Below are 24,403 nucleotides of genomic sequence, written 5' to 3'. Positions count from 1 at the left end.
GCCTGGCGGACTCAAACATTCGACGGCCCAGGCGCCTGCGCCGGGTCCACCAGGGTGACAACATGAAATTCTCCGAAAACTGGCTGCGCAGCCACGTCCCCACCCGCGCGTCGCGCGATGAGCTGAGTGCGGTGCTGACCGCGATCGGCCTGGAAGTGGAAGACGTGACCGCGTTGGGCGAGGGCCTGCAGCACGTGGTGGTGGCGCGCATCGTCGAGGCCGTGCGCCATCCCGAAGCGGACCGCCTGCAGGTCTGCCGGGTCGATGCCGGGCAGGGCGAGCTGCTGCAGATCGTCTGCGGCGCACCGAACGCGCGTCCGGGCCTGGTCGCGCCGCTGGCGATGGTCGGTGCGCAGATCGGCGAACTGAAGATCAAGCCGGCCAAGCTGCGGGGTGTCGAGTCCAACGGCATGCTGTGCTCGGCGAAGGAGCTGGGCCTGGACAACGATGCTTCCGGCCTGCTGGAACTGCCCGCGGATGCCCCGGTCGGCCAGGCCCTGGTCGACTACCTGGGCCTGCCCGATGCCAGCATCGAGATCAAGCTGACCCCGAACCGTGCCGACTGTTTCAGCGTGCGCGGCATCGCCTACGACGTAGCGGCCGCCACCCGCAGCCAGGTGCTGGACTTCGCTGCAGCACCGGTCGCCGCCGTCGGCAGCCGCGAGCTGTCGATCCGGCTCGACGCCGGCGCCGAGGCGCCGCGTTACCTGGGGCGCGTCATCGAGGGCCTGAACCCTGCGGCGAAGACCCCGCTGTGGATGGCCGAGCGCCTGCGCCGCAGTGGCGTGCGTCCGGTGTCGCTGCTGGTCGACATCACCCAGTACGTGATGCTGGAACTGGGTCAGCCGATGCATGCCTATGACCTGGGCACCCTGCAGGGCAGCATCGCCGTGCGGCGCGCACGTGCAGGCGAGAACCTGAAGCTGCTCGATGGCCGCGATGCCGTGCTGGACGACAGTTTCCTGGTCGTGACCGATGCTGATCGCGCGGTGGGCCTGGCGGGTCTGATGGGGGGCTTCGATTCCCGTGTGACCGACGCGACCACCAGCGTGTTCCTGGAGGCTGCGCACTTCGTACCGGCAGCGATCATGGGCCGTGGCCGCAAGCTGGGCCTGCACACCGATGCCGGCCACCGCTTCGAGCGCGGCGTCGATCCGGCGCTGCCGCGCACCGCCATCGAGTACGCCACCCGCCTGGTGCTGGACCTGGCCGGCGGCACCCCGGCACCGGTCACCGAGGCCGTGCGCGAGGCTGACCTGCCCCAGCCGGCCACCATCGCGCTGCGCCGCGCGCGCATTACCCGCGTGCTCGGCATCACCATCGAGGATGCCGAAGTGGAGCGCATCCTGCGCGCGCTGGGCATGGAGGTGGTCGCCACGGCCGACGGCTGGCAGGTCACCGCACCGAGCCGCCGTTTCGATATCGCCATCGAAGAGGACCTGATCGAAGAGCTGGCCCGCATCCATGGCTACGAGCAGATTCCCACCACCCTGCCGGGCGGTGCCGCGCGCGTGGCGATGCCGAGCGAGACCCAGCTCGACACCCTCAGCGTGCGTCGCCAGCTGATCGCGCGCGACCTGCAGGAAACCCTCAATTTCGCCTTCGTCGACGATGCGCTGCTGACCCAGTGGCAGCTGCGCGACGATCTGGTGCCGCTGGCCAATCCACTGTCGGCCGAACTGGCAGTGATGCGCCCGTCGCTGCTGCCGGGCCTGGTGGCCACGCTGGGCCGCAACGCCGCGCGCCAGTTGGGCCGGGTGCGCCTGTTCGAGATCGGCCGCGTGTTCGCCCGCCAGGCCGGGGAGGGCCAGCCGGCGCCGCTGGAAACTCCGCGTGTTGCTGCCGCGGTGTGCGGCGATGCGCAGGCGGTGCAGTGGGGTCTGCCTTCCCGCAAGGTCGATTTCCATGACCTGAAGGGTGATCTGGAGTCCCTGGCTGCTGCCAGTGGTGCCTCGCTGGAGTTCCGCCCGTCGAGCCGTGCGCATGGCCACCCGGCGCGCTCGGCCGAGGTGTTCCGCGACGGGGTTGCGATCGGCTGGATCGGCCAGATCCACCCGCGCCTGGCCAAGGCGATGGACATCGAGGCCGACGTCTACGCCTTCGAGCTGGACCTGGAGCCGCTGTCGGCGCGCCGCCTGCCGCGTGCCGGCGAGCTGTCGCGCTTCCCGGCGGTGCGCCGCGACCTGGCGTTCCTGGTGCCGGAGCAGGTGGCCTGGAGCGATCTGGCCGCCACGGTCCGGAAGGCCGCCGGCCCGCTCCTGCGCGAGCTGAACCTGTTCGACCGCTATGTGGGCCAAGGGGTCGAGCCGGGATTCAAGAGTCTCGCTATGGGCTTGATTTTGCAGGACAAGTCGCGCACTCTGACGGACCGCGACGTGGATGCGGTGGTGGCCGAGGCGGTCACCGCCATCGAGCGTGAACACCACGCCCGGATCCGCGGCTGAGCGGGCAGCACTCGGGGGTAGCAGGCAATGGCATTGACCAAGGCGGAGATGGCGGAAAAGCTGTTCGACGAAGTCGGTCTGAACAAGCGTGAAGCCAAGGAATTCGTCGACGCGTTTTTCGATGTGCTGCGTGAAGCATTGGAACAGGGACGTCAGGTGAAGCTGTCGGGCTTCGGCAATTTCGACCTGCGGCGCAAGAACCAGCGCCCGGGCCGCAATCCGAAGACCGGCGAGGAAATTCCGATTTCCGCCCGTACGGTGGTCACCTTCCGTCCGGGCCAGAAGCTCAAGGAAAGGGTGGAAGCTTATGCTGGATCCGGGCAGTAACCGCGAACTACCGCCGATCCCGGCCAAGCGGTACTTCACCATCGGTGAAGTGAGCGAGCTGTGCGACGTCAAGCCGCACGTGCTGCGCTACTGGGAAACAGAGTTTCCCAGCCTTGAGCCGGCCAAGCGCCGCGGCAACCGCCGCTACTACCAGCGCCATGACGTGCTGATGGTGCGGCAGATCCGCAGCCTGCTGTACGAACAGGGCTACACGATCGGCGGTGCCCGCCTGCGTCTGGAGGGTCCTGATGCCCGCGAGGAATCGGCGCTGAGCAACCAGATCATCAAGCAGGTGCGGATGGAGCTGGAAGAAGTGCTGCAATTGCTTCGCCGGTGACCCAAATCCCGCGTGATCCGCTATACTTCACGCCCCGCCGCACTGGCGGGAACATCGCAGCATCAGTCGGGGCGTAGCGCAGCCTGGTAGCGCATCTGCCTGGGGGGCAGAGGGTCGTCGGTTCGAATCCGGCCGTCCCGACCACTGTGATGGAACAGAAGGCCCGCGCAGCGATGCGTGGGCTTTTTTGTGGGTGAACCGATGGGCGATGCGGCCGCGTACGCCGGCCCATGCGTGACCGACATCCCGTATCATCGCTGCACATCCGATCGCATCGGTTTCTCCTTCCGTCTCTCTTCCGCGTCCGCTGGCGCAGCATGTGGCTGCGGTCACGGGCGTGCAGCGGGTCCGTGGAGGTGGATGCGCGGACCACGACGACCACAGGGGGTTGCGTTGATCAGCAGTACCGTCATTCATCGCTCGGCTGAGGCAGGTGCCGCCGAGGTGCAGGTCCTGGACACCACGTTCAAGGGCAAGCACGTCTTTGTCAGCTGGGGCCTGCGTGGGCCCGAGTTGACCCGCAGTGCCGACCCGGCCGCAACGGTGGCTGCGCGCCGCGCATTGCAGGCCGTTTCCCGGCACAACGAGGGGCCGCGCAGCCCCGAAGTGTTCATCGCCAACCAGTCGGCGGTGGCGATCACGGTCTATCGGTTGTTGACCGAGGCCCGGTCCGGGGATGCGATCTTCTTCCTGTGCGACTCGCAGGCAGTGGTGAATTGGCTGGTCACGGCGCTGGAAGTGCAGGGGGCAGAGTGATCGCGTCCACGCCGGCCGTCTATCCCGCCAGCGCGGCGTCAACCGCTGCCTGAGCGTGCAGGCTGGTGGTGTCGAACAGCGGCACCGCACTGTCCTGCGGGCGTACCAGCAGCATGATTTCGGTACAGCCGAGAATGATCGCTTCGGCACCACGCGCCACCAGCCGCGCGATCACGTCTGCGTAGACCTGTCGCGAGCGCTCGCTGACCACGCCGGCGATCAGCTCCTGGTAGATGATGTCGTGGACCTGCTGGCGATCTTCGGCGTCGGGTACCAGCACTTCCAGCCCGAAGCGACCGGCCAGGCGTCCCCGGTAGAAGTCCTGTTCCATTGTGAAAGCAGTACCGAGCAGGCCCACCCTGCGCCAACCGGCCGCCACGATGGCGGTGGCGGTCGGGTCGGCGATGTGCAGCAGCGGCAGCGGGCAGGCTGCTTCGATCTGTGCGGTCAGCGCGTGCATCGTGTTGGTGCAGATCAGCAGTACATCGGCGCCGCCCGCCTGCAACCGCTCTGCCGCATCCACCATGTGCCGCGCAAGCGCATCCCAGTCGCCGTCGTGCTGCAACTGCTTGATCGGAGCGAAATCCACCGACCACATCAGCAGCTGCGCCGAGTGCGCGGCCCCCAGGCGACGGCGCACCTCTTCGTTGATGAGGCGGTAGTACTGCGCCGAACTCTCCCAGCTCATGCCGCCGATCAGGCCCAGGGTCTTCATGTGCCGCTCCAGGTGGGGAGGCGCCATTGCAGCACAGGCGGGCGGCGATGTCGCCGCGACCGCTGACAGGCGCGATAATGCGGCCATCGATGATCGAGGGCAGGGTGATGGGCGAATGCTGTGGCTGCGGCAGGACGATGGACCTGGCGGCGATGCAGGCGCGTCACCGCCGCGTGCTGCGGATCGTGCTGCTGGTCAACCTTGCCACGTTCGCGATGATGGTGCTGGCTGCCTGGTACAGCCATTCTTCGTCACTGCTGTCCGGTGCGCTGGATAATCTGGGCGACGCGGCCACCTATGCGCTCAGCCTCGCGGTGGTGGGTGCGGGCATCGTCGCCAAGGCACGTGTGGCGCTGTTCAAGGGGCTGCTGATCCTTGCCGCAGCGGTGGCCGTGGCGGTGCAGATCGGTTGGCGCCTGCTGCATCCGGAGGTGCCGCTGTTCGCCAGCATGGGCTTGGCCGCCCTGCTCAATCTGGCAGCCAATGCACTGTGCCTGTGGCTGCTCACACCCTATCGCAACGATGACGTCAACCTGGCGTCCGCCTGGGAGTGCTCGCGCAACGATCTGTACGAGGGCTCGGCGGTGCTGCTGGCTGCAGGGCTGGTGGCGCTGTTCGGTGCGGGCTGGCCCGATCTGCTGGTGGCGGCCGCACTGCTGGTGCTGTTTCTGCGGTCGGCGATGCGTGTGCTGGGTACGGCGTGGTCGGAGCTGCGCGCGGCACGGCAGGTTCATGCGTGAGTGGCCGCCTGTAACCGTCGCATCGGCATCGCGCTGTATGTGACGTCGCGGTGAGCCACCGCCTATGCTGGGACGGTTCTCTTTCGTGGATGGCCGAATGTCCCTGCAGACCTGGTGGTGGTTCCTGGCTACGGTGTTCGTGCTGTGTGGCACCCCTGGACCGAACATGCTGCATATCCTCGGACGCAGCGTCGGCCTGGGATTCCGCGCCAGCCTCCCGGCCATGGCCGGCTGCCTGCTGGCCATGCTGGCGGTACTGGCGGCCTCCGCCGCCGGGTTGAGCGCACTGCTGCACTCCTCACCCATGCTGTTTGAAGTGCTGCGCTATCTGGGCGTGGCCTACCTGGCCTGGCTGGGCCTGAAAGCGTGGCGCGACAGCAGCCGGCCGGCAGCGCCGGTGGACGTTGAGGCCCCGGCGACGGTGCTGTCAGCGGACGGAGCCTGGGCGGTATTCCGCGGCGGCCTGCTGGTGGGCCTGAGCAATCCCAAGCTGCTGCTGTTCGCCACGGCGTTCCTGCCGCAGTTCGTCGATCCCGCGCGGGGTCAGGCCGTGCAGTACAGCGTCCTGGTGGCAACCTTCGCCAGCTGCGAGCTGTTCTGGTACGTGATGTATGCCGCCGGTGGCCATGGCCTGCGCCGTTGGCTCGGCCGGCCGTTCGCCCGGCGCTGGTTCGAGCGGCTGGTGGGCAGCGTGTTCCTGGCGTTCGCGGTGGCCCTGCTGCGCTTCCGGCCCCGTTGATCCGTATGCGGCTTCACGCCGCACGCGCGGCTCCCTCACGAGGCTGGCATCGGCTGCGGCCTAGGCTGATCGCACTGTTTTCAGTCCCTGTGGGGAAAGGATCGACATGATCAAGTGGGCCATCATCTTCGCCATCATCGGTGTGATCGCCGGCGTGCTCGGCTTCGGCGGCATCGCGGGTGCCGCGGTGGGTATCGCCAAGTTCCTGTTCTGGGCCGGCATCATCATTGCCGTGGTGCTGTTCCTGCTGGGCATGACCGTCGCGAAGAAGGTCAGCTAGCGGCTGACCGCGTGGCAGCGCGCGCAGGTGTGCGCTGCCACGCGAGACGCACAGCCGTCAGTCGTCGATACGTGCGAAACGAGGCTGTGTGCCAAGTGCGTCCGGTACCTGTTCTACGAACATGGCGTAGGGCCGCACCCACAATCCGCCTTCGCCATACAGGGCGCGGTACAGCACCATCGGCTGCAGGGTCTCGCTGCTGCGCACGATGTCGATCACTTCATACTCGCCGCCCTTGAAATGGCGATAGCGGCCGCGCGCAAGCGTGGGCAGGGGACTGAGCGCCGTCATGGGTGCAGCACTCATCTGCGCGCCGGCTGTGCCGGCGTCGCGCAGTAGGCGTCGATCGCCTCGGCGGTATTGGCCAGGCCTTGCGCCTGGGCCAGTTCCCAGGGACGCTCGCAACGCTGGCTGCGCTCGCACCACTGGTAGCCAGCCGAGCCGATGCAGCCATGGGCATCGCGATCACCGCCGACTACGGGTGCCGAAGTGGCCGCCGCTTCGCGCACGGGCGTCTGTTGCGGTGCTGCGCAGGCGGCCAGGGCCAGCAACAGCGGCGCCAGCATGAGGGCTTTCATCGAGGACACTCCGTGGCCTAAACCGTCAGTGTGCGGCGGGCCAGCAGCAGCGGCAAGCGCTCAACTCATCGACGCGCGGATCAGTTCCTCGATCAGGACCAGGTAGCAGGCTGCGAAGTAGAACTTCAGCAGCGTCGAGCGCTGCGGCGGTTGGAAGGTGCGCATGTGGAAGGGGCCCCTGTTGGTGACGATAGTGTGAAGCCAAGCTGACTTCGTGACAAGAATCACGAAAGTCATGGGGTGAACGGGCTCAGGGATGTGACGAAGCGCGAATTCCGATCCGCTGGCGGGGATTTTTCGGACAAATCTGATAGGCCCTGCCTGAAGCGCTCGCTAGCCTGAACAGGTATCGGCGCTCTCACCTCATCCCCGGCGCCGCGTCCATTCCCTCCGTTGGAGTCGATCATGGTGTTTACCGTCCACTGCAATGCCCAGCACTGGTTCGTGCTGGACCCCGAGGCGCGCACCACCGCCTCGTTCGCCCGCGGCGCCGACGCGTTCGATGTCGCCACCGAACTGGCCCAGGAACATCACCGCCGCACGGGCCAGCACTGCATCGTGCGTGTGGAGGCACTGGGGGGGGCAGTGGATGTACTGCGGATCGGTGCCTAGCGGCCGACCCTGCGGCGCAGTCAGCCGCGGTTGAGCTGTTTGAATGGGGAAAGAACCGACGGCGCGTTGCCCTCTGTGCGCCGCGCCGCGAATCCCGGATGCTTGCCGCCACGCATTCATCTGGAGATCTCGATGGGCAACGCACTCACCTGGCGCACCCTGGCCTGCGCACTGCTGCCGATGCTGGCCGCCGCCGGGGGCGCGCAGGCGCAGAACTATGGTTATGACGACGATCGCCATGGCGGCCGCGACGGCAGCGGCATCGTGCGATGCGAATCGGTCAAGAACCGCAGCAATGAGTGCCGCCTGGAAGGACGGCCCCGGCTGATCCGCCAGCTGTCCGGCTCGCCGTGCGTGGAGGGCGAGACCTGGGGCCAGTCGCGCTCCGGCGTGTGGGTGACCCGGGGCTGCCGGGCCGAGTTCGTCGGCGAGTCGCGTCGTGGCGGCGGCTGGGGTGGTGGATGGGGCAACGGCAATGGCCGCGGTGGCGAAGTGATCGCCTGTCATTCCAATGGCCATCGACAGGAATACTGTGACACCCGCGTCCGCCGCAGCGTACGCCTGATCCGGCAGGACTCCCGCAGTGCCTGTATCGAGGGCCGGACCTGGGGCTGGGACCGCCGCGGCATCTGGGTCAGCGATGGGTGCCGCGCCCAGTTCCAGGTGAACTGATCCTTCTGGCCATCTGCGTCAAAATCAGAAAAATCTGATATTGCTCACAGTTTGAACGCCGTATCGTCTGCAATCAGGGCACGGGTGCCCTGATTGCATCGGCAGTCCGTGCCGTCACCGGTGCACGCCTTCCGCCTTCATCGATACGCTGCCTCAAGGAGTGAGCTGCATGTTGATCCGCCTTCAGTGCGAACAGCGCCAATGGCGTGTTCTGCATCCGGATAGACCGGAGCCGATCGAGTTCCGCGACGGCGCCCGCGCCTTCGATTTCGCCCAGGCCCTGGCCAGGCTGCACTTCGTGGACACCGGGCAGCGCGCCGCCGTGCGCGTGGAAGCCAGCGGCGCGTTCGTGGAAGCGATCAGCTACGGTTGAACAGGGACCGCGCGTCGTTCCGCAGCAGGCGCGGGGAAACCGGGCGCCTGCCCGGTTCCACCCGGAACGGTCAGCCTGCCGCGCTCAGCGGCGGAGTGGTGGCAGCCAGCTGCGGCCAGCGCTTGAGCACGGCCGCGCGGATCCCGGCGGCATCGATGCCGGCTTCAGCCAGCAGGTCCTCGCGGCTGGCATGATGCTGGTAGGCGTCGGGCAGGCCGAGATGCAGGATCGGTCGCAGCACCGCTTCGGCGTTGAGCAGCTCGGCCACGCCGGAACCGGCGCCACCGGCCACCACGTTGTCTTCGATGGTCACCAGGCCTTCGTGCTGGGCGGCCATTGCCAGCACCAGATCGCGGTCCAGCGGCTTGATGAAGCGCATGTTGACCACGCTCAGGCCCAACTCGCGGCCCACCTGTTCGGCGGCGGCAACGGTGCTGCCGAACGCCAGCAGGGCGATGTGGCTGCCCTGCACGCGCAGCTCGCCCTTGCCGATCGGCAGCGTGGACAGGTCACTGCCGGCCGCGACGCCGGTACCGCTGCCACGCGGGTAACGCACGGCGGCCGGACCGGCGTACTGCAGACCGGTGCTGAGCATCTGCCTGCACTCCGCCTCGTTCGACGGGGCCATCACCACCATGTTCGGCACGCAGCGCAGGAAGCTCAGGTCGAGGTTGCCGGCATGGGTCGCCCCATCCGGTCCGACCACGCCGGCGCGATCAATCGCGAACAGCACGTCGAGGTCCTGGATGGCCACGTCATGCACCAGCTGGTCGTACGCGCGCTGCAGGAAGGTGGAATAGATCGCCACCACCGGCTTGCCGCCCTGGGTGGCCATGCCGGCGGCCAGGGTGACCGCGTGCTGCTCGGCGATCGCCACGTCGAAGTAGCGCTGCGGGTATTCCCTGCTGAAGCGCACCAAGCCGGAGCCTTCGCGCATCGCCGGGGTGATGCCGTACAGGCGTGGCTCCGCGGCGGCAGCGTCGCACAGCCAGTCGCCGAACACGTCGGTGTAGGTCGGCTTCTTGGCGCCGGTCTTGGCCACCAGGCCCTTGTCGGGATCGAACGGGCCCACTGCGTGATAACCGATCTGGTCGCCTTCGGCAGGCTCGTAGCCCTTGCCCTTGGTGGTCATCACGTGCAGCAGCTTGGGGCCCTTGGAGGCGCGCAGCGTCTTCAGCGTGGACAGCAGGGCGGGCAGGTCATGGCCGTCGATCGGGCCGGTGTAGTGGAAGCCCATCTCCTCGAACATCGTGGAGGGCACGAACATGCCTTTCCAGTGCTCTTCCCAGCGCTTCACGAAGCGCGCCGGATTGTTCTTCTTGTCGCCCAGGATCTTCTTGCCGCCTTCGCGCAGTGCATTGAGCGTGCGGCTGCCGGTGGCGCGGCCGAGCATCTTGGTCAGCCCGCCGACGGCCTCGGAGATCGACATGTTGTTGTCGTTGAGGATCACCAGCAGATTCGGCTCCGGCTCCATGCCGCCCGCGTGCATCAGCGCCTCGAAGGCCATGCCGGCGGTCATCGCGCCGTCACCGATCACTGCCACGATCTTGCGGTCGTCACCCTGTGACTGGCGGGCGATGGCCATGCCCAGTGCGGCGGAGATCGAGGTCGAGGAATGACCGACCCCAAAGGTGTCGAACTCGCTTTCCTCGCGCTTGGGGAACGGCGCCACGCCGTCCTTCTGCTTGACGGTGTGGATCTCGTCACGGCGGCCGGTGAGGATCTTGTGCGGGTAGGTCTGATGGCCCACATCCCAGACCAGCTGGTCATGCGGGGTCTGGTACAGGTAGTGCAGGGCGACGGTGAGTTCGATCACGCCCAGGCCGGCGGCGAAATGTCCGCCGCTCTTGCCCACCGATTCGATGAGGTAGGCGCGCAGTTCGTCGGCGACCGCCCTCAGCTCGGATTCGTCGAACGTGCGCAGGTCATCCGGCGTCTGGATGTGCGCGAGGCGGGGATAGCGGGCAGAGTCGATCATCATGTTCGCACGTGTTCTGAACGACCATTTTCGCCCTCAAACGGGGGTGGGGCAAGCAAACGCCGCCGTCCGTGACAGGACGGTGAGGGTTGCCGGCCGGCAGGTTCAGGTGCTGAGCTTGGAACGCTTGGGCAGCTGCGCTTTCAGGAACGCCATCTGGTCGGCCAGGATGTTGCGGTTGGACAGGATCAGGTGCTCGATCCAGCTGGGCCGGTAGGGCACCGCCAGCAGCGGCATGCCGGCCTGCTGGGGGGTACGGTCACTCTTGCGCGAGTTGCAGTGGAAGCATGCGGTGACTACGTTTTCCCAGCAGTCCAGCCCGCCCTTGGACAGCGGCATGACGTGGTCGCGGGTCAGCGAGGGACGGTTGAACTGCTGGCCGCAATACAGGCACAGGTGCGAATCGCGGGCGAACAGGGCCGGGTTGGTCAGGTTCGGGGTAGGGTCGATGGCACGGGATCGCGCGTGGCCCCGCGCGGCGATGATCGGATGCAGGTCCAGGCCACTCTGCAGGCCGCTGAACCGGTTGGTTCCGCCGTGGATGTGCAGGCAGGGGTCGCCAAGGGTCCAGGCGACGGCCTCGCGGGCGTAGAGGCAGGCGGCATCCTGCCAGGTGATCCAGTCCAGTACGCGTCCGTGGGCGTCGAGCGAGAGCAGCCGGACCGAACCAGGGCGGTGCAACGTCGTGACGTTGGGCGATGCTTCGACGCCCGGAGCAGAAAGCGGGGCTCCGGCTTCGATCAGACCCAAGCGTGTAGTGTCTGTCTCCATCGGGAGAACAGCTTATACCTGAATGTTGACGATTTGTGTATCGCCCGTCGGCGATACGCAAATCGCAAGATTCAGGTCCGCGCATTCCTCCTGTCTCCCGCGCCGTTGGCGCGCCCCCCTTAACAAAGGGGGGCTTTTCTCCAGAGGGATGATCGAGGGCGGTCAGGCCGGGGTCGGATCCCTTTCCGAAGGAAAGGGCTCTGACCCCTCATCCACGCATGGCGTGGATCTACCGGCGGGATGGGCTCAGGCGCCGAAGCGCTCGTCGTCCATCGCCATCAGCGGCGCCGCACCGGCCTGGATCGCGGCAGCATGGCTGAGCGTACGCGGCAGCACACGGGCGAAGTAGAAGCGCGCGGTCTCGCGCTTGCCCTGCGCGAATGCCGCGCCGTGCACACTGGCGTCGGCGGCGGCGACACTGCGTGCCCACCAGTACGCCAGCACCACGTAGCCGGAATAGAACAGGTAGTCGTAGCTGGCCGCACCCAGCTCGTCCGGGTTGCCGGCGGCGCGCTGCAGCACGTCCATGGTCAGCTTGCCCCATTCGGCGGCCTTGGCGCGCAGCGGGCCGATGAACTCGGCCAGCGCTTCGTTGCCCTCGTGTTCCCTGGCGAAGGCCTCGATCTCGGCCAGCATCAGCTTGAGGCCGGCCCCCTGGCTGGAGGCGGTCTTGCGGCCGATCAGGTCCAGCGCCTGGATGCCGGTGGTGCCTTCATACAGCGTGGTGATGCGTGCATCGCGCGCCAGCTGCTCCATGCCGTGTTCGCGGATGTAGCCGTGGCCACCGAAGCACTGCAGGGCGTTGTAGGTGTTCTCGATGCCCCATTCGGTCTGGCAGGCCTTGGAGATCGGGGTCAGGAAGCTCACCAGGGTGTCGGCGCGCTCGCGCTCGGCAGCGTCGTCGGCGCGGTGGGCGATGTCGATCAGGGTGGCCGCGTGCAGGGCCAGCAGACGGCTGCCCTCGACCAGTGACTTCACCGTCAGCAGCATGCGGCGTACGTCCGGGTGGACCAGGATCGGGTCGGCCGGCCTGTCCGGGAACTTCGCGCCGCTCAGGGCGCGCGACTGCAGGCGCTCACGGCTGTACTTGAGCGCGTTCTGATAGGCGCGTTCGGACAGGCCGATGCCCTGCAGGCCGACGCCCAGGCGCGCAGTGTTCATCATGGTGAACATTGCCTGCAGGCCCTTGTGCGGCTGGCCGACCAGATAGCCCTGCGCGCCGTCGAAGTTCATCACGCAGGTGACCGAGCCCTTGATGCCCATCTTGTGCTCGATGGAGCCGCAGCGCAGCGCGTTGCGCTCGCCGACGTTGCCCTCGCGGTCGACCTTGAACTTCGGGGTGACGAACAGCGAGATTCCCTTTGCACCCGGCGGCGCGTCGGGCAGCTTGGCCAGCACCAGGTGCACGATGTTGCCGGTCAGGTCGTGCTCGCCGGCAGTGATGAAGATCTTGGTGCCGGTGATCGCGTAGCTGCCATCGGCGTTCGGCTCGGCCTTGGTCTTGAGCAGGCCCAGGTCGGTACCGCAGTGCGGTTCGGTCAGGCACATGGTGCCGGTCCAGCGGCCTTCGATCAGGGGCTTCAGGAAGGCGTCGTGCTGCCACGCTTCGCCGTGCTGCTTGAGCGCTTCAATGGCGCCGTGCGAGAGCAGCGGGAAATTGCCCCACGCCAGATTGGCAGCGTTGATCATTTCATTCAGCGGCACGCCCAGGGTGTGCGGCAGGCCCTGGCCGCCCAGCTCGGGTGCGGCGGTCAGGCCGGTCCAGCCGCCGTCGACGAACTGGTCATAGGCCTGCTTGAAGCCAGGCGGGGTGGTGACTTCGCCGGTGGCCTGGTCGAGCACGCAGCCGATTTCATCGCCCACGCTGTTGAGCGGGGCCAGCACGCTCGCGCTGAAACGGCCGGCTTCCTCCAGCACGGCATCGACCACATCGGCGGTGGCGTCGGTGAAGCCCAGGCGGGCGAACAGCGGTTCGACCTTGAGCACGTCGTGCAGGGCGAAACGGAGGTCGGAAAGCGGGGCGGTGTAGCTGCTCATCGGATACGTCTCGATCAGGGACAGGGAGAACGGCGCGGTGCGCCGCGATGGAAAGCGGTGTTCAGCGCAGCACGCCCGGCAGGCCCGGCGCCTGGTTCAACGTGCTGCGGCTGCTGACGTCGAAGCTGCGCTGCTTCTTTTCCTGCGGCGTGGCTGTCACCGAACCTTTCAGGCCATAGGCCAGGGTGCGGTTGCCGGCCAGCGCATCGGCCACCACCAGGCGTGCGGCCGAGCTGGGCACCAGGTCGACCGTGATGACGTCGGCGGAGGTGCCGCCGATGGAGATGCCGGGACGGGCCTGCAGGGTGCCGGCTTCGCTGTCGCCGACGCTCAGCGCCAGGGACACATCGTCGAACGTCATCGGCATCGAGCTGTAGTTCTGCAGGCGCAGCGCCACGGTCCAGTTGCCGTCGGCGCGGACGGTCAGCTGCTGCAGGCTGGCGGCCGGTTCCGAGACGCGCTTGACGATGCCGTCGCTGCAGGCGGCGAGGGCGAGGGTGCACAGGACGATCAAGACGGTACGGAAACGGTGCAACATGGGCGCAAGTCCTCTGAAGGGGGTGCGTTGGCGTAAGCATACTACGGCGTATGGTTCAGTGGATCGCCTGTGGCGACCCGCCGCAGAGGGTAGCGCGTGAAGATGGCGGCCGGGCACGCACAGCGCCGGAGCGGGCGCGTTGCGCGCAGCCGGAGGGCGGCTCAGTCGGCCGGTGCGTCGCGTATCGGCGCCATCAGGCGCAGCGGCGCCAGGTCGTAGCCCATCGCCTCGGCCTTGGCCTTCAGCTGTTCGAACCGTGCGCGGTCCATCTCCGGCAGGCGCGACAGGATCCACAGATACTTGCGGTCAGGGCCGCCGACCATCGCCCACTGGTAGTCCGGATCCAGCGCCAGCACCCAGTAGTCGGCCCAGACCAGCGGCACCCAGCTCAGCCAGTCGGGGACGAAGCGCACCTGCAACTGGCCGGGATGTCCGGCCACGGGCCGGGCCACGCCTTCAGCCACCACGCGTTCGCCGTCGCCATTGCGGCAGGCATTGGTGACGCTGATGCGGCCATCGCGGCGCAATGCATAGTGTGCGGTGATGTCGCCGACGCAGCGCTTCTGGAACGACACGGGCAGGTGGGCGATCTCGTGCCACTGGCCGGCATAGCGGTCGATGTCCAGCGCATCGACGGCACGCACGGGTTCGCTGGCGGTCGCGGACAGCGAAGCCAGCAGCAGGCAGGCGAACAGGGCAGGGCGCAGATGCATCGGCAGACTCCGGCAGGACACTGGAGCGTAGGGGGCGTGCTGCGTGCCGGTGTGAATGTTTCGTCAACCGCCTGCATGGCGCGCCGGAAACAAAAAAAGACCCGCATTTCTGCAGGTCTTCAAGCATGGTGGCCGAGGACGGAATCGAACCGCCGACACGGGGATTTTCAATCCCCTGCTCTACCAACTGAGCTACTCGGCCAGATTGTGCGGCAGACCGCGATCGACAGCGGTGGCCGGAAAAAAAAGACCTGCATTTCTGCAGGCCTTCGAACGTGGTGGCCGAGGACGGAATCGAACCGCCGACACGGGGATTTTCAATCCCCTGCTCTACCAACTGAGCTACTCGGCCACGTGTTTCGTTGCAGCGACGTCGCTGCCAAGGACGCGCATATTACGGAGGTCGGCTGTCTTCGGCAAGCATTTTGGAAAAAAACCTTCACATTGCCGTCTGCGCGGGCGCAAGTGGTTGATCCTGCGTCGTGCCGAGGTGGCGGCGCCGGTCGATGGCGGACGAGACGGGTGGTCGCGGCGGCGGCGAGGATCGTCGCCTGCAGCGGAAATCAGCGGGCCGCCCGCATCGGCAAACATGCAGGGGCAAGGCATGCGGCCGCGGTTGCATCAGGCAGGCGATGGAACGCTGTTTTCGCCGCCGCACGCGCCGATCGTCGCGGCGTATTGTCGCCCCTCCTGTCCAATGCTGTCCGCAGCAGAGTCCATCCCATGGCTGATCAACCGACCACCACCCGCATCGTGCTCGCCTCGCGGCCGCAGGGTGCGCCGATCGCTGCCAATTTCCGCCTGGAGCAGTCGCCGCTGCCGGCGCCGGCAGCAGGACAGGTGCTGCTGCGCAACCGCTATCTGTCGCTGGATCCGTATATGCGCGGGCGCATGGACGAGGGACCTTCCTATGCGCCTCCCGTTGCCGTGGGTGCGGTGATGGAAGGGCAGACCGTCGCCGAAGTGCTGCAGTCGAATGCGGCGGGAATCGCGGTGGGCGAGCTGTTCCTGGCGCCGGGTGGATGGCAGACCCATGCGGTGCTGGATGCGCAGGTGCTGGGGCGTCGGCTGGACCCGGCGGGCCTGCCGCTGAGCACGGCACTCGGCGTGTATGGCATGCCGGGATTCACCGCGTATTCCAGCCTGCATGAAATCGCCCGGCTGCAGCCGGGCGAGACGCTGGTGGTCGCCGCTGCGACCGGGCCGGTGGGGGCAACCGTCGCCCAGCTGGCCAAACTGCAGGGCGCCCGCGTGGTCGCCATTGCCGGCGGCGATGGCAAGCGTGCCTACCTGCAATCGCTTGGCGTGGATGTGGCGCTGGACCATCGCGCGGCTGATTTCGCCGCGCAGCTGCGCGCCGCCGTGCCGGACGGCATCGACGTCTACTTCGAGAATGTCGGCGGCCACGTACTCGACGCGGTGCTGCCACTGCTCAACGATTTCGCCCGCATTCCGGTCTGCGGCACCATCGCCACCTACAACGCGCGCGGCGTCGAGCATCCCGGGCCCGATCGCCTGCCGGCATTGTTCAGCCAGATCCTGCGGCAGCGGCTGACGGTGCGCGGCTTCATCGTGCACGACTTCAGCCACCTGTGGCCGCAGTTCGAGCGCGAGATGGCGCACTGGCTTCGGGAAGGGCGCATCCAGTACCGCGAGGACGTGGTCGAAGGGCTGCAGAGCGCACCGGATGCCTTCTTCGGGCTGCTGCAGGGGCGCAACTTCGGCAAGCTGGTGGTGAAGCTGGACTGAGCTCTCGCCGGTGTCCGCCGGGCATGGCCCGGCGCTGCCACGGCGCGAGCCGGCCACGGTCGGCATCCACCGGTCCTGATGCGGCGGCATCAGCCGTTGGCGGCTTTCTCCCGGCGCAGCAGTTCGCGCTTGCGGGCCACACCCCAGGCATAGCCGGACAGATCGCCATCGCGGCGCACCACGCGATGGCATGGCACTGCCACCGCCAGTGGATTGCTGGCGCAGGCACGCGCGACCGCGCGGCTGGAGCGCGGTGCGCCGATGCGCGCGGCAATGTCGGCATACGATGCGGTCTGCCCTTGGGGAATCTGCTGCAGCGCCTGCCAGACGCGCTGCTGGAAGGCGGTGCCGCGGATGTCCAGTGGCAGTGTCGCGCCACGTGCCGGATCCTCGACCAGGCCGACCACCTGCGCCACCAGCTGCTCGTAGCCACTGTCAGCGCCGACCAGCTCCGCCTGGCGGAAGCGTTGCTGCAACGACTGCAGCAGCGCCTCCGGATCGTCGCCGAGCAGGATCGCCACCACGCCGATGCTGCTGCTGGCCACCAGTACGCTGCCCAGCGAGCTTTCGGCGATGGCGAAATGGATCACCTCACCGCGTCCCCCGCTGCGCCATTGCCGGGGCGTCATTCCCAGCAGGCGCGGCGCGTTCTCGTAGAAGCGGCCGCTGGAGCCGAAGCCGGCGTCGTGGAAAGCATCGGTGATGCGCGCCTGCTGTTGCAGTCCTGTGCGCAGCCGATCGGCGCGCAGGGCCGCCGCATACTGCTTCGGGGTCAATCCGGTGGCCTGCTTGAACAGGCGATGCAGCCGGGTGGGGCTGCAGCCCGCCAGTTCGGCAAGCTCCTGCAGCGAGGGTTCGTCGAGACGGGCCTGCAGGTGGCGGCAGACGCGTTCGACGCGGGCATCGGTGGTTGCGATGGCAGTGTCCATGCGTCGATTCTGGCACGTGCCCCGCTGGCGGAAACTCCGTTTCCTGCACGCGCCGGCAGGGCCCGGAAACGGAGTGTCAACGGGGCAGAGGCGCGACATCGTAGGGTCCACTTCACTGCCTGGACCCCGAACATGCGCCTGCACGACAAGATCGCCCTCATCACCGGTGCCAGCGCCGGCATCGGCCGCGCCTGCGCGCTGCGTTTCGCCGCCGAGGGCGCAAGGCTGGTGCTCAACGCGCGGCAGCCGGAGCCGTTGCAGGCGCTGGCCGATCAGATCCGTGCTGCCGGCGGCGAGGCGGTGGTGCATGCCGCCGATGTCGCCGGGCCGGACACTGCACAGGTGCTGGTCGACCTGGCGAAGCGGGCCTTCGGAGGCCTGGACATCGCGATCAACAATGCCGGGATGCTGGGGCCGGGCGTGCCCGCTGCGGAGTTTCCGGTGGACGCCTGGAGGCAGGTGATGGCCACCAACCTCGATGCAGCCTTCCACGCCGCGCGTGCGCAGTTGCCAGCCCTGCTGGCGCGGGGCGGCGGCTCGCTGGTGTTCGTCGGCACCATCGTCGGCCATACCGTCGGCTTGCCCGGCATGGCCGCTTACGCCTCGAGCAAGGCCGGGCTGATCGGCCTGAGCCAGGTGATCGCCGCGGAGTACGGCGCACGGGGCGTGCGTTGCAACGTGCTGCTGCCCGGCGGCACCGACACCGAGATGGGCCGGCAGGCTGCGCCAGACGAGGATGCGCTGGACTTCGTACGGTCGCTGCATGCGCTCAAGCGCCTGGCCGGGCCGGAAGAGATCGCCAACGCTGCGCTGTTCCTGGCCAGCGATGAAGGCAGCTTCGTGACCGGTAGTGCGATGCGCGTGGACGGCGGGATATCCATCAATCGCACCTGAGGGGACGGCCGGCGGCTGCACATGGCGTTCGCGCCGGACTGACCCGTCCGTTACCCGGCGACCTCTAGCGTGGCTCCAGCGCCGGCCTCCGCCGGCGGCGGAGCCACGCATGAGCAGACACGAAAAGGACACGCCCGATCCACGCCAGGGGGTGCAGGAAAGCCGCCAGGACCGGAAGCAGGACGACGTCGCCAAGCAGCGTCCGGGACAGCGCGACCAGCAGGTACGTGACACCCACTCGCGCAGTCCACGGCGCAAGGATGGTGGGCAGGAGCCTGCCTGACGCGTCATTGCTGCAAGCGCCCTCGGCCCGAGCCAGCGGCTGCCCGATGCTGGGTGTGTCGCCACCGGGCTCGGTCATGAGCAGGTCGCGCGTCTCATCGGCCCGGTAGCCCGGGGCGTGCAACGAAAAAGGCCGGACCCTGGGTGTCAGGAGTTCCGGCCTTTTTCATGCCCTGGTGGGCATGTGGATGGTGGAGCCAAGGAGGATCGAACTCCTGACCTCGTCATTGCGAACGACGCGCTCTCCCAGCTGAGCTATGGCCCCGTAGTGCGCTGTCATTGTATCGCTGGCGGTCGGCCTTGCCAAGCGACGCGCCCGCCCGAGGCGACTGTGCCGAGTCCGCCGGCTTTCGTGCGATGCCGTTGCGCGAAACGAAATCGTAACAATTTGGAGGATAATCCCCAGTCTGCGCAGCAGTTCCCTTTCTCGCCGCCCGGCCCGCGCAGGCCGCCCGGACGTCTCCTCAGAGCTTTCGATGCCTTCCCATACCGATTCCCGCCGTCTGTCGGGCATGTCGTCTTCCCTCGTTTCCTTCCGTCGCCATCCGCTCGCGCTGGCCTGCGCAGGCCTGGCGCTGGTCGGCAGCTTCGGCGCCGCGGCGCAGGACAGTGCGCCGACCCCCACCGGGCTGGATACCATCACCGTGACCGCCGAACACCGTGAGCAGAACCTGCAGGAGGTGCCGGTGTCGGTGGGCGTCGTGCAGGGCGAGCGCATGCGCGACTTCACCGCCGGCGGCGACGACACCCTGCTGGCGCTGTCCGGCCGCGTGCCGAGCCTGTATGCGGAAACCACCACCGGTCGCATCTTCCCGCGCTTCTACATCCGCGGGCTGGGCAACATCGATTTCTATCTGGGAGCTTCCCAGCCGGTGTCGATCATCCAGGATGACGTGGTGCTGGAGCACGTGGTGCTCAAGTCCAATCCGGTCTACGACGTGGACCAGGTGGAAGTGCTGCGCGGCCCGCAGGGTTCGCTGTTCGGCCGCAACACCACGGCCGGCATCGTCAAGTTCGACACGCTCAAGCCGACGCAGGACTACACCGGCCGCGTCAGCGCCAGCTACGCCAGTTACAACAGCGTGTCGATCGATGGCGGCTTTGGCGGTCCGATCAACGATATCGCCTCGTTCCGCGTGTCGGCCCTGTACCAGCATCGCGACGACTATGTCGACAACACCTACAGCGGCCCGAGTGCGGATGGCACCGTCAGCCCGAAGAAGAACGCCATGGGCGGTTTCGATGACCGCAACGTCCGCGCCCAGCTGCTGCTGACGCCGAGCGAGCAGTTCTCGATCCTGGCCTCGGCACACGCGCGCGATTACGAAGGCACCTCGACCCTGTTCCTGCGCGGCGCGCTGACCAAGGGTTCCAACCGCACCGACGTGCCGCGCGACCAGGTCGCCTACGACGAAGCCGACAACAACCCGCAGGCCTACAAGACCTACGGTGGCTCGGTGAAGGCGCGCTATGATTTCGGCGCGATCGACTTCACTTCGATCACCGCGTATGAAACCACCTCCGGTTACAGCCGTGGCGATACCGATGGCGGTGCTGCGGTGAACTATCCGGTCAACGGCGTGCCCAACGGCTACGGCCAGTCGATGGGCCGGATCCGCGACCTGGACCAGTGGACCCAGGAATTCCGTCTGGCCAGCCATGACGACAGCGCGTTGCAGTGGCAGGCCGGCGCGTTCTATTTCAACGGCAGCGACACCACCGACTTCTACCAGCGTGCCTGGTTCCTGCAGGGCGCTGCGCGCAATCCGAACAACTGGGTACGCCTGCGCAACAAGAACACCTCCTGGGCCGGTTTCGGCCAGCTCAGCTACGCCTTCACCGACAGGTTCACGGTGACCGCCGGCCTGCGCCAGACCCGCGACGAGAAGCACACCCGGCTGCTGAAGACCGCCGACACCGCTGCCGGGGTGGTGACCTACAAGGGCCGCACCGACGTCAGGATGTCCGATACCACGCCCAGCTGGGACCTGAGTGCGATGTACCAGATCACGCCGGACGTCAGCGTCTATGCGAAGGTGGCGCGCGGTTTCCGCGGGCCGACCATCCAGGGCCGTTCGGCCGTGTTCAATGCCGACTTCACCACCGCCGACTCGGAGACCATCCTGTCCTGGGAGGCCGGCGTGAAGAGCAGCCTGTGGGACAACCGCCTGCGCCTGAACGCCACCGCGTTCACCTACACCGTCAACGATATCCAGCTCAACGGCAACGATTCGGACGGCAACGGCGTGCTGTTCAACGCAGACAAGGCCAAGGCGTATGGTTTCGAAGCAGACATGGAACTGCGTCCGGTTCCCAACCTGACCCTGAGCGCCGGTGTCAGCCTGCTGCACAGCGAAATCAAGGACAAGCGCGTGTACGCGCAGGTCTGCGGCCTGAATGGCCAGGTGGTGTGCACGGTGGATGATCCGACCATCAAGGTGGGTGCGAACACCTTCGCGCAGATCGACGGCAACCCGTTGCCGAACGCACCGAAGTACAACGTCAACCTGGCCGCACGCTACGATTTCCCGGTCAGCGACGCGGCCACGATGTTCGTGTCCACCGACTGGAACAAGCAGGGCTATACCAGCTTCGTGCTGTATGACAGCAAGGAGTTCAACTCCAAGGGGGACTTCGAGGGCGGCCTGAAGATCGGTTACTCCGGCAACTACGGTGCCTATGAAGTCGCGCTGTTCGCACGCAACATCACCAACGAGAAGACTCTCAAGGGCGTGATCGAGAACTACATGGCCGCGGTGTACAACGAGCCGCGTACCGTGGGCGTGTCGCTGAACATGAACTGGTAATCGAACGGTTGCGGGAAGGGGCGGCCCGGTGATCCTGGCCGCCCCTTTCCGTTGCTGCAGCGGGTTGTCAGCGCACCGGCAACAATGGCTGCAGGCGCGATTCCAGCGCCTGCTGGCGCCATCCGGCCAGCGCCGACGGCCACTGGCGGTGCTCCAGGTAGCTTTCCAGGTGCTTGCGCGAGGCCAGTACGCCGTCCGCCAGGCCCAGCTCGCGGCTGCATTCGGCCACGGCGTCCTGCATTTTCTTCAGCGTCTTCTTGCTGCTGTCGGTGGGCTGGGTTGCCAGCGGCGCGTCCTGCTCATCGGCCAGCGGAGTGTCCAGGGCCTGCCACACGGCGGCTGTCAGCTTGCGCGGCGCCTTCGGGAACGGCTCGAACAGCTTGGCGAGCGCGTCGACATCGGCCGGTGGCGAGCGCGCCAGCAGGGCGGCAAGTTCGTTGTCCAGGATCCAGCTGCGCGGCCGGTCGCTCTGGCGTGCCTGCACATCGCGCCAGCGCAGCAGGCGCAGCAGGCGTCGCTGTGCCTCGGCATCGAGGAACTGGGCCGAGCGCATGGACAGGTGCGGCCAGCGGTCCTCATCGTTGGCGACGCTGGCCAACAGGCGTTCAGCGTCGTCGTGCAGCCACTGCTGGCGTCCCATCGCCTGCAGTCTCGCGTCGATCGCGTCATGCAGCGCGAACAGGTGCTCGACGTCATCGGCGGCATACTGCAGCTGCGACTCGGAGAGCGGGCGGCGCATCCAGTCCGAGCGGGTCTCGCCCTTGGCCAGGGTCACGCCGGTGATCTCCTGCACCAGCTTCTGGTAGCCCATCCCGGCACCGATGCCGGCCAGCGCCGCGCCGATCTGGGTATCGAACAGCGGTCGTGGCAGCACGCCGCAGGTCCATTTGAAGGCCACCAGATCCTCGCTGGCGCTGTGCATCACCTTGATGATCGACGTATCGGTCAGCCAGGGGGCCAGTGCTTCGGGCATGCCGGGAATCAGCGGATCGATCAGCAGGATGTCCTCGCCGACCGCCATCTGCACCAGCGCCAGTTGCGGCCAGAAGGTGCGTTCACGGATGAATTCGGTGTCCAGACCGATGCGGGTGGGACGCTGCTGGTAGTACGCATCCAGCTCGGCGGGGGTGGTGATCCAGATTGCCACGGGTCAGGGCCTGCTACTCGGGTTTGCTCAGGCAGGGGAGAATAGCCTAACGTCGGTCCGCGTCCGTGCCGAAGGAGGCTCTGCTTGCGTTTTCCGCTGTCGTCCGCGCTGTGCGCCAGCCTGGCCCTGGCTCTGGTCGCCTGCACCCCGTCACCGCCGACACCGGCAGGCAAGGCCGGCGAGGGTTCCGGCCAGGCGGCATCGCCGCCGGCGCCGGAGGATCGGCCGGCGGTGCAGGGCAGCGTGACCATCGCCGGTCAGGATGCCGCCGAAGACGTGCAGCAGTGGACGCCGCCCCGTGTCGATCGGGAGGGGCGCAGCCTGGCGCAGCTGCGCAGGGCCGCCGAGCAGGCGTTTGCCCAGGATCGGCTGTACGAGGATGGCGATGCCGCCATCCCGCTGTGGCTGGCGGTGCAGGAGGAGGTGCCTGACGACCGCCAGGCCCGTGCTGGCCTGCAGCGTGCCCGCCAGCGCCTGCTGCAGCAGACCGATGCCTTGCTGGTGCGGCCGCTGCAGCAGCGCGAGGCGCTGGCCGAAGCGGGACGCCAGGCGCTGGTGTTGCTGACCCTGGCCCCTGACGATGAAAAGGTGCGTGCCCTGCAGGCGCGGGTGGAGATCGCGCAACGCGTGGTGGCCTACAACCGGGCCGGCGAGGAGGACCTGCGCGCGGACCGGATCGGCGAGGACGGTGACGGCGCGATCGGCAGTTTCCGCGAGGCGTTGGCGCTTGACGAGGGCAACCGCCGCGCACGCCAGGGCCTTGCTGCGGCGGAGAGCGGCCTGATCCGGCGTGCCGAGGAGGCCGCCCGCCGCCGTGACTTCGCCAGTGCCGGCACCTGGCTGGCCGAAGCCAGCAAGGTCCGTGATTCCTCGCCGACCATCGCCGACGCCTTCGAGCGCATCGAGCAGATCCGGGCCAACACCCTGGCGCAGCTGCGCGACGAGGGCCTGCGCGACCTGGCGACGCCGCAGGGCCTGAAACCTGCACGCGAGAAGCTGGCCGAAGCACTGCGCATCGCGCTGCCCGGCGACGCGGTCGTGGCGCAGCTGCGCGAGCGCATCGATCTGGCAACCCATTACGGCAGCTTCCGTCCCGGCCAGGTGTTCAGCGACGCGATGCGCGATGGCGGGCGTGGCCCGCAGATGGTGGTGGTGCCGCATGGCGGCTTCCAGATGGGTGCAGGGGATGCCGAGCCCGGCGCCACCGATGCCGAGCGCCCTTCGCATTACGTGCGGTTTGACCGCGGTTTCGCGATGGCCATCACCGAGGTGACCGTCAGCGATTTCGAGCGCTACGTCAAAGCCACCAATGCCCGCCCACGCGCGACCCGTCGCGGTCATTCGGTGGTCTATGACGAGCGCAGCGGCAACTTCATCCGCCGCAGCGGTGTCGACTGGCGCTCGGATTACGACGGCGCGCGCGCGCTGGGCAACGCGCCTGTGATGCATGTGAGCGTGCGCGACGCGGAAAACTATGCCGCGTGGCTGTCCGAGCAGACCGGCTACAGCTACCGGCTGCCCAGCGAGGCCGAGTTCGAGTATGCGCTGCGCGCCGGCAGCAGCGGCCGTTATCCCTGGGGGGATACAGGCACGCCCCCGCCGGGCAGCGGCAACTTCACCGGCAGCAAGGATGTCTCGCCGTCTGGCCGGCATTGGCACAACGCGTTCATCGGCTATGGCGATGGCTGGTGGGGCCCGGCGCCGGTGGCGAACTTCCGGGCCAACGCGTTCGGCCTGCACGACATGGCCGGCAATCTCAGCGAATGGGTGGCCGACTGCTGGCATTCCAGCTACCGGCGTGCGCCCTCCGACGGCGTGGCCTGGTTCAACCCGGGTTGTCGGGCGCGGGTGATCCGCGGAGGCAACTGGGCGAACTCTCCCGAGCAGACCCGGGCGGCCTGGCGGCAGTCGCAGGACTCGGACACCACCAACGCCCGCATCGGGTTCCGCCTGGTACGCGGCATCTGAGCGGCCGGCTTCACCCG

25 protein-coding genes and 4 tRNA genes are annotated in these 24,403 nt (G+C 67.5%); 16 read left to right on the top strand and 13 right to left on the bottom strand.

The features are described from left to right. The first annotated feature begins 62 nt into the window (after positions 1-62). From pheT to ACX9OW_RS09235, 5 genes are all read left to right on the top strand, one after another. The gene (gene pheT / locus ACX9OW_RS09255) at positions 63-2,444 is read left to right on the top strand and encodes a phenylalanine--tRNA ligase subunit beta (protein ID WP_459062197.1); all 2,382 of its coding nucleotides are present in this window, start codon (positions 63-65) and stop codon (positions 2,442-2,444) included. A 27-nt stretch (positions 2,445-2,471) separates the two neighbouring features. Continuing rightward, positions 2,472-2,771, top strand: a complete 300-nt coding sequence (locus ACX9OW_RS09250) for an integration host factor subunit alpha (protein WP_005410432.1) — start codon at positions 2,472-2,474, stop codon at positions 2,769-2,771. Further along, the gene (locus ACX9OW_RS09245) at positions 2,752-3,108 is read left to right on the top strand and encodes a MerR family transcriptional regulator (RefSeq protein WP_053518690.1); all 357 of its coding nucleotides are present in this window, start codon (positions 2,752-2,754) and stop codon (positions 3,106-3,108) included. The genes ACX9OW_RS09250 and ACX9OW_RS09245 overlap by 20 nt, the downstream gene beginning before the upstream one ends. Positions 3,109-3,175: 67 nt before the next feature. Beyond that, positions 3,176-3,252: transfer RNA gene (locus ACX9OW_RS09240), tRNA-Pro, on the top strand. Positions 3,253-3,468: 216 nt separating this feature from the next. After that, entirely contained in the window at positions 3,469-3,864 is a 396-nt protein-coding gene (locus ACX9OW_RS09235; protein ID WP_053518691.1) for a hypothetical protein, read from the top strand. A 19-nt stretch (positions 3,865-3,883) separates the two neighbouring features. Here the strand turns inward: ACX9OW_RS09235 and ACX9OW_RS09230 are convergent, their stop codons facing one another. Further along, positions 3,884-4,579, bottom strand: a complete 696-nt coding sequence (locus ACX9OW_RS09230; protein WP_053518692.1) for an aspartate/glutamate racemase family protein — start codon at positions 4,577-4,579, stop codon at positions 3,884-3,886. 107 nt (positions 4,580-4,686) lie between these two features. Here ACX9OW_RS09230 and ACX9OW_RS09225 point away from each other — a divergent pair, with 107 nt between their 5' ends. From ACX9OW_RS09225 to ACX9OW_RS09215, 3 genes are all read left to right on the top strand, one after another. Then, positions 4,687-5,319, top strand: a complete 633-nt coding sequence (locus tag ACX9OW_RS09225; protein ID WP_080375309.1) for a cation transporter — start codon at positions 4,687-4,689, stop codon at positions 5,317-5,319. A gap of 97 nt (positions 5,320-5,416) precedes the next feature. Next, a complete protein-coding gene (locus ACX9OW_RS09220; protein WP_053518693.1) occupies positions 5,417-6,058 on the top strand; it encodes a LysE family translocator in 642 nt (213 codons plus the stop codon). A 106-nt stretch (positions 6,059-6,164) separates the two neighbouring features. After that, positions 6,165-6,338 carry a DUF1328 domain-containing protein gene (locus ACX9OW_RS09215; RefSeq protein WP_006380555.1) on the top strand — a complete coding sequence of 58 codons (174 nt, stop codon included), beginning with the start codon at positions 6,165-6,167 and terminating at the stop codon, positions 6,336-6,338. A 57-nt stretch (positions 6,339-6,395) separates the two neighbouring features. Here ACX9OW_RS09215 and ACX9OW_RS09210 read toward each other — a convergent pair whose 3' ends face one another. Next, complete coding sequence (locus ACX9OW_RS09210) at positions 6,396-6,629, bottom strand: DUF1653 domain-containing protein (protein ID WP_459062475.1); 234 nt, start codon at positions 6,627-6,629, stop codon at positions 6,396-6,398. Between the two features lie 11 nt (positions 6,630-6,640). Further along, positions 6,641-6,916, bottom strand: a complete 276-nt coding sequence (locus ACX9OW_RS09205) for a hypothetical protein (RefSeq protein ID WP_111186453.1) — start codon at positions 6,914-6,916, stop codon at positions 6,641-6,643. Between the two features lie 405 nt (positions 6,917-7,321). Between ACX9OW_RS09205 and ACX9OW_RS09200 the strand changes: the two genes are divergently transcribed. From ACX9OW_RS09200 to ACX9OW_RS09190, 3 genes are all read left to right on the top strand, one after another. After that, entirely contained in the window at positions 7,322-7,528 is a 207-nt protein-coding gene (locus tag ACX9OW_RS09200; RefSeq protein ID WP_065175527.1) for a hypothetical protein, read from the top strand. Positions 7,529-7,660: 132 nt separating this feature from the next. After that, complete coding sequence (locus ACX9OW_RS09195) at positions 7,661-8,200, top strand: DUF3011 domain-containing protein (protein ID WP_111186452.1); 540 nt, start codon at positions 7,661-7,663, stop codon at positions 8,198-8,200. Between the two features lie 169 nt (positions 8,201-8,369). Next, on the top strand, positions 8,370-8,573 hold the full coding sequence (locus tag ACX9OW_RS09190; protein ID WP_053518700.1) for a hypothetical protein: 204 nt from the start codon (positions 8,370-8,372) through the stop codon (positions 8,571-8,573). A gap of 70 nt (positions 8,574-8,643) precedes the next feature. Here ACX9OW_RS09190 and dxs read toward each other — a convergent pair whose 3' ends face one another. The 7 genes from dxs to ACX9OW_RS09155 all read right to left on the bottom strand — a co-directional run bounded on the left by dxs (position 8,644) and on the right by ACX9OW_RS09155 (position 14,962). Continuing rightward, entirely contained in the window at positions 8,644-10,551 is a 1,908-nt protein-coding gene (gene dxs, locus ACX9OW_RS09185) for a 1-deoxy-D-xylulose-5-phosphate synthase (protein WP_065175547.1), read from the bottom strand. Positions 10,552-10,656: 105 nt separating this feature from the next. After that, positions 10,657-11,322: an HNH endonuclease gene (locus ACX9OW_RS09180; protein ID WP_053518701.1), complete on the bottom strand. Its 666-nt coding sequence runs from the start codon at positions 11,320-11,322 to the stop codon at positions 10,657-10,659. Positions 11,323-11,568: 246 nt separating this feature from the next. After that, positions 11,569-13,359, bottom strand: coding sequence for an acyl-CoA dehydrogenase C-terminal domain-containing protein (locus ACX9OW_RS09175; protein WP_193396123.1), 1,791 nt, complete (start codon positions 13,357-13,359; stop codon positions 11,569-11,571). A 61-nt stretch (positions 13,360-13,420) separates the two neighbouring features. Then, the gene (locus tag ACX9OW_RS09170) at positions 13,421-13,897 is read right to left on the bottom strand and encodes an LEA/WHy family protein (RefSeq protein ID WP_065181910.1); all 477 of its coding nucleotides are present in this window, start codon (positions 13,895-13,897) and stop codon (positions 13,421-13,423) included. 161 nt (positions 13,898-14,058) lie between these two features. After that, a complete protein-coding gene (locus tag ACX9OW_RS09165) occupies positions 14,059-14,610 on the bottom strand; it encodes a lipocalin family protein (protein WP_053518705.1) in 552 nt (183 codons plus the stop codon). A 126-nt stretch (positions 14,611-14,736) separates the two neighbouring features. Beyond that, a tRNA-Phe gene (locus ACX9OW_RS09160) sits at positions 14,737-14,812 on the bottom strand. A gap of 74 nt (positions 14,813-14,886) precedes the next feature. Then, positions 14,887-14,962: transfer RNA gene (locus ACX9OW_RS09155), tRNA-Phe, on the bottom strand. Between the two features lie 371 nt (positions 14,963-15,333). Here ACX9OW_RS09155 and ACX9OW_RS09150 point away from each other — a divergent pair. Next, on the top strand, positions 15,334-16,359 hold the full coding sequence (locus tag ACX9OW_RS09150) for an NADP-dependent oxidoreductase (protein WP_263175136.1): 1,026 nt from the start codon (positions 15,334-15,336) through the stop codon (positions 16,357-16,359). An 89-nt stretch (positions 16,360-16,448) separates the two neighbouring features. On the opposite strand, the gene ACX9OW_RS09145 is transcribed toward ACX9OW_RS09150, so the two are convergent. Continuing rightward, positions 16,449-17,288, bottom strand: coding sequence for a bifunctional transcriptional activator/DNA repair enzyme AdaA (locus ACX9OW_RS09145; protein ID WP_283220020.1), 840 nt, complete (start codon positions 17,286-17,288; stop codon positions 16,449-16,451). 132 nt (positions 17,289-17,420) lie between these two features. On the opposite strand from ACX9OW_RS09145, the gene ACX9OW_RS09140 reads away from it, so the two are divergent. After that, positions 17,421-18,182: an SDR family oxidoreductase gene (locus ACX9OW_RS09140; protein WP_253119466.1), complete on the top strand. Its 762-nt coding sequence runs from the start codon at positions 17,421-17,423 to the stop codon at positions 18,180-18,182. Between the two features lie 109 nt (positions 18,183-18,291). Further along, on the top strand, positions 18,292-18,465 hold the full coding sequence (locus ACX9OW_RS09135; protein ID WP_164972374.1) for a hypothetical protein: 174 nt from the start codon (positions 18,292-18,294) through the stop codon (positions 18,463-18,465). A gap of 188 nt (positions 18,466-18,653) precedes the next feature. On the opposite strand, the gene ACX9OW_RS09130 is transcribed toward ACX9OW_RS09135, so the two are convergent. After that, a tRNA-Ala gene (locus ACX9OW_RS09130) sits at positions 18,654-18,729 on the bottom strand. A gap of 247 nt (positions 18,730-18,976) precedes the next feature. On the opposite strand from ACX9OW_RS09130, the gene ACX9OW_RS09125 reads away from it, so the two are divergent. After that, a complete protein-coding gene (locus ACX9OW_RS09125) occupies positions 18,977-21,271 on the top strand; it encodes a TonB-dependent receptor (protein ID WP_459062474.1) in 2,295 nt (764 codons plus the stop codon). Positions 21,272-21,338: 67 nt separating this feature from the next. Here the strand turns inward: ACX9OW_RS09125 and rnd are convergent, their stop codons facing one another. Continuing rightward, entirely contained in the window at positions 21,339-22,418 is a 1,080-nt protein-coding gene (gene rnd, locus ACX9OW_RS09120; protein WP_053520336.1) for a ribonuclease D, read from the bottom strand. 84 nt (positions 22,419-22,502) lie between these two features. Between rnd and ACX9OW_RS09115 the strand changes: the two genes are divergently transcribed. Then, a complete protein-coding gene (locus ACX9OW_RS09115; protein ID WP_193396128.1) occupies positions 22,503-24,386 on the top strand; it encodes a formylglycine-generating enzyme family protein in 1,884 nt (627 codons plus the stop codon). The last annotated feature ends 17 nt before the right edge of the window (positions 24,387-24,403 follow it).

Source organism: Stenotrophomonas genospecies 5 (assembly GCF_054473825.1).
Note: the sequence above shows the minus strand (reverse complement) of the source record. Positions and strands in the feature narration are given on the sequence as shown.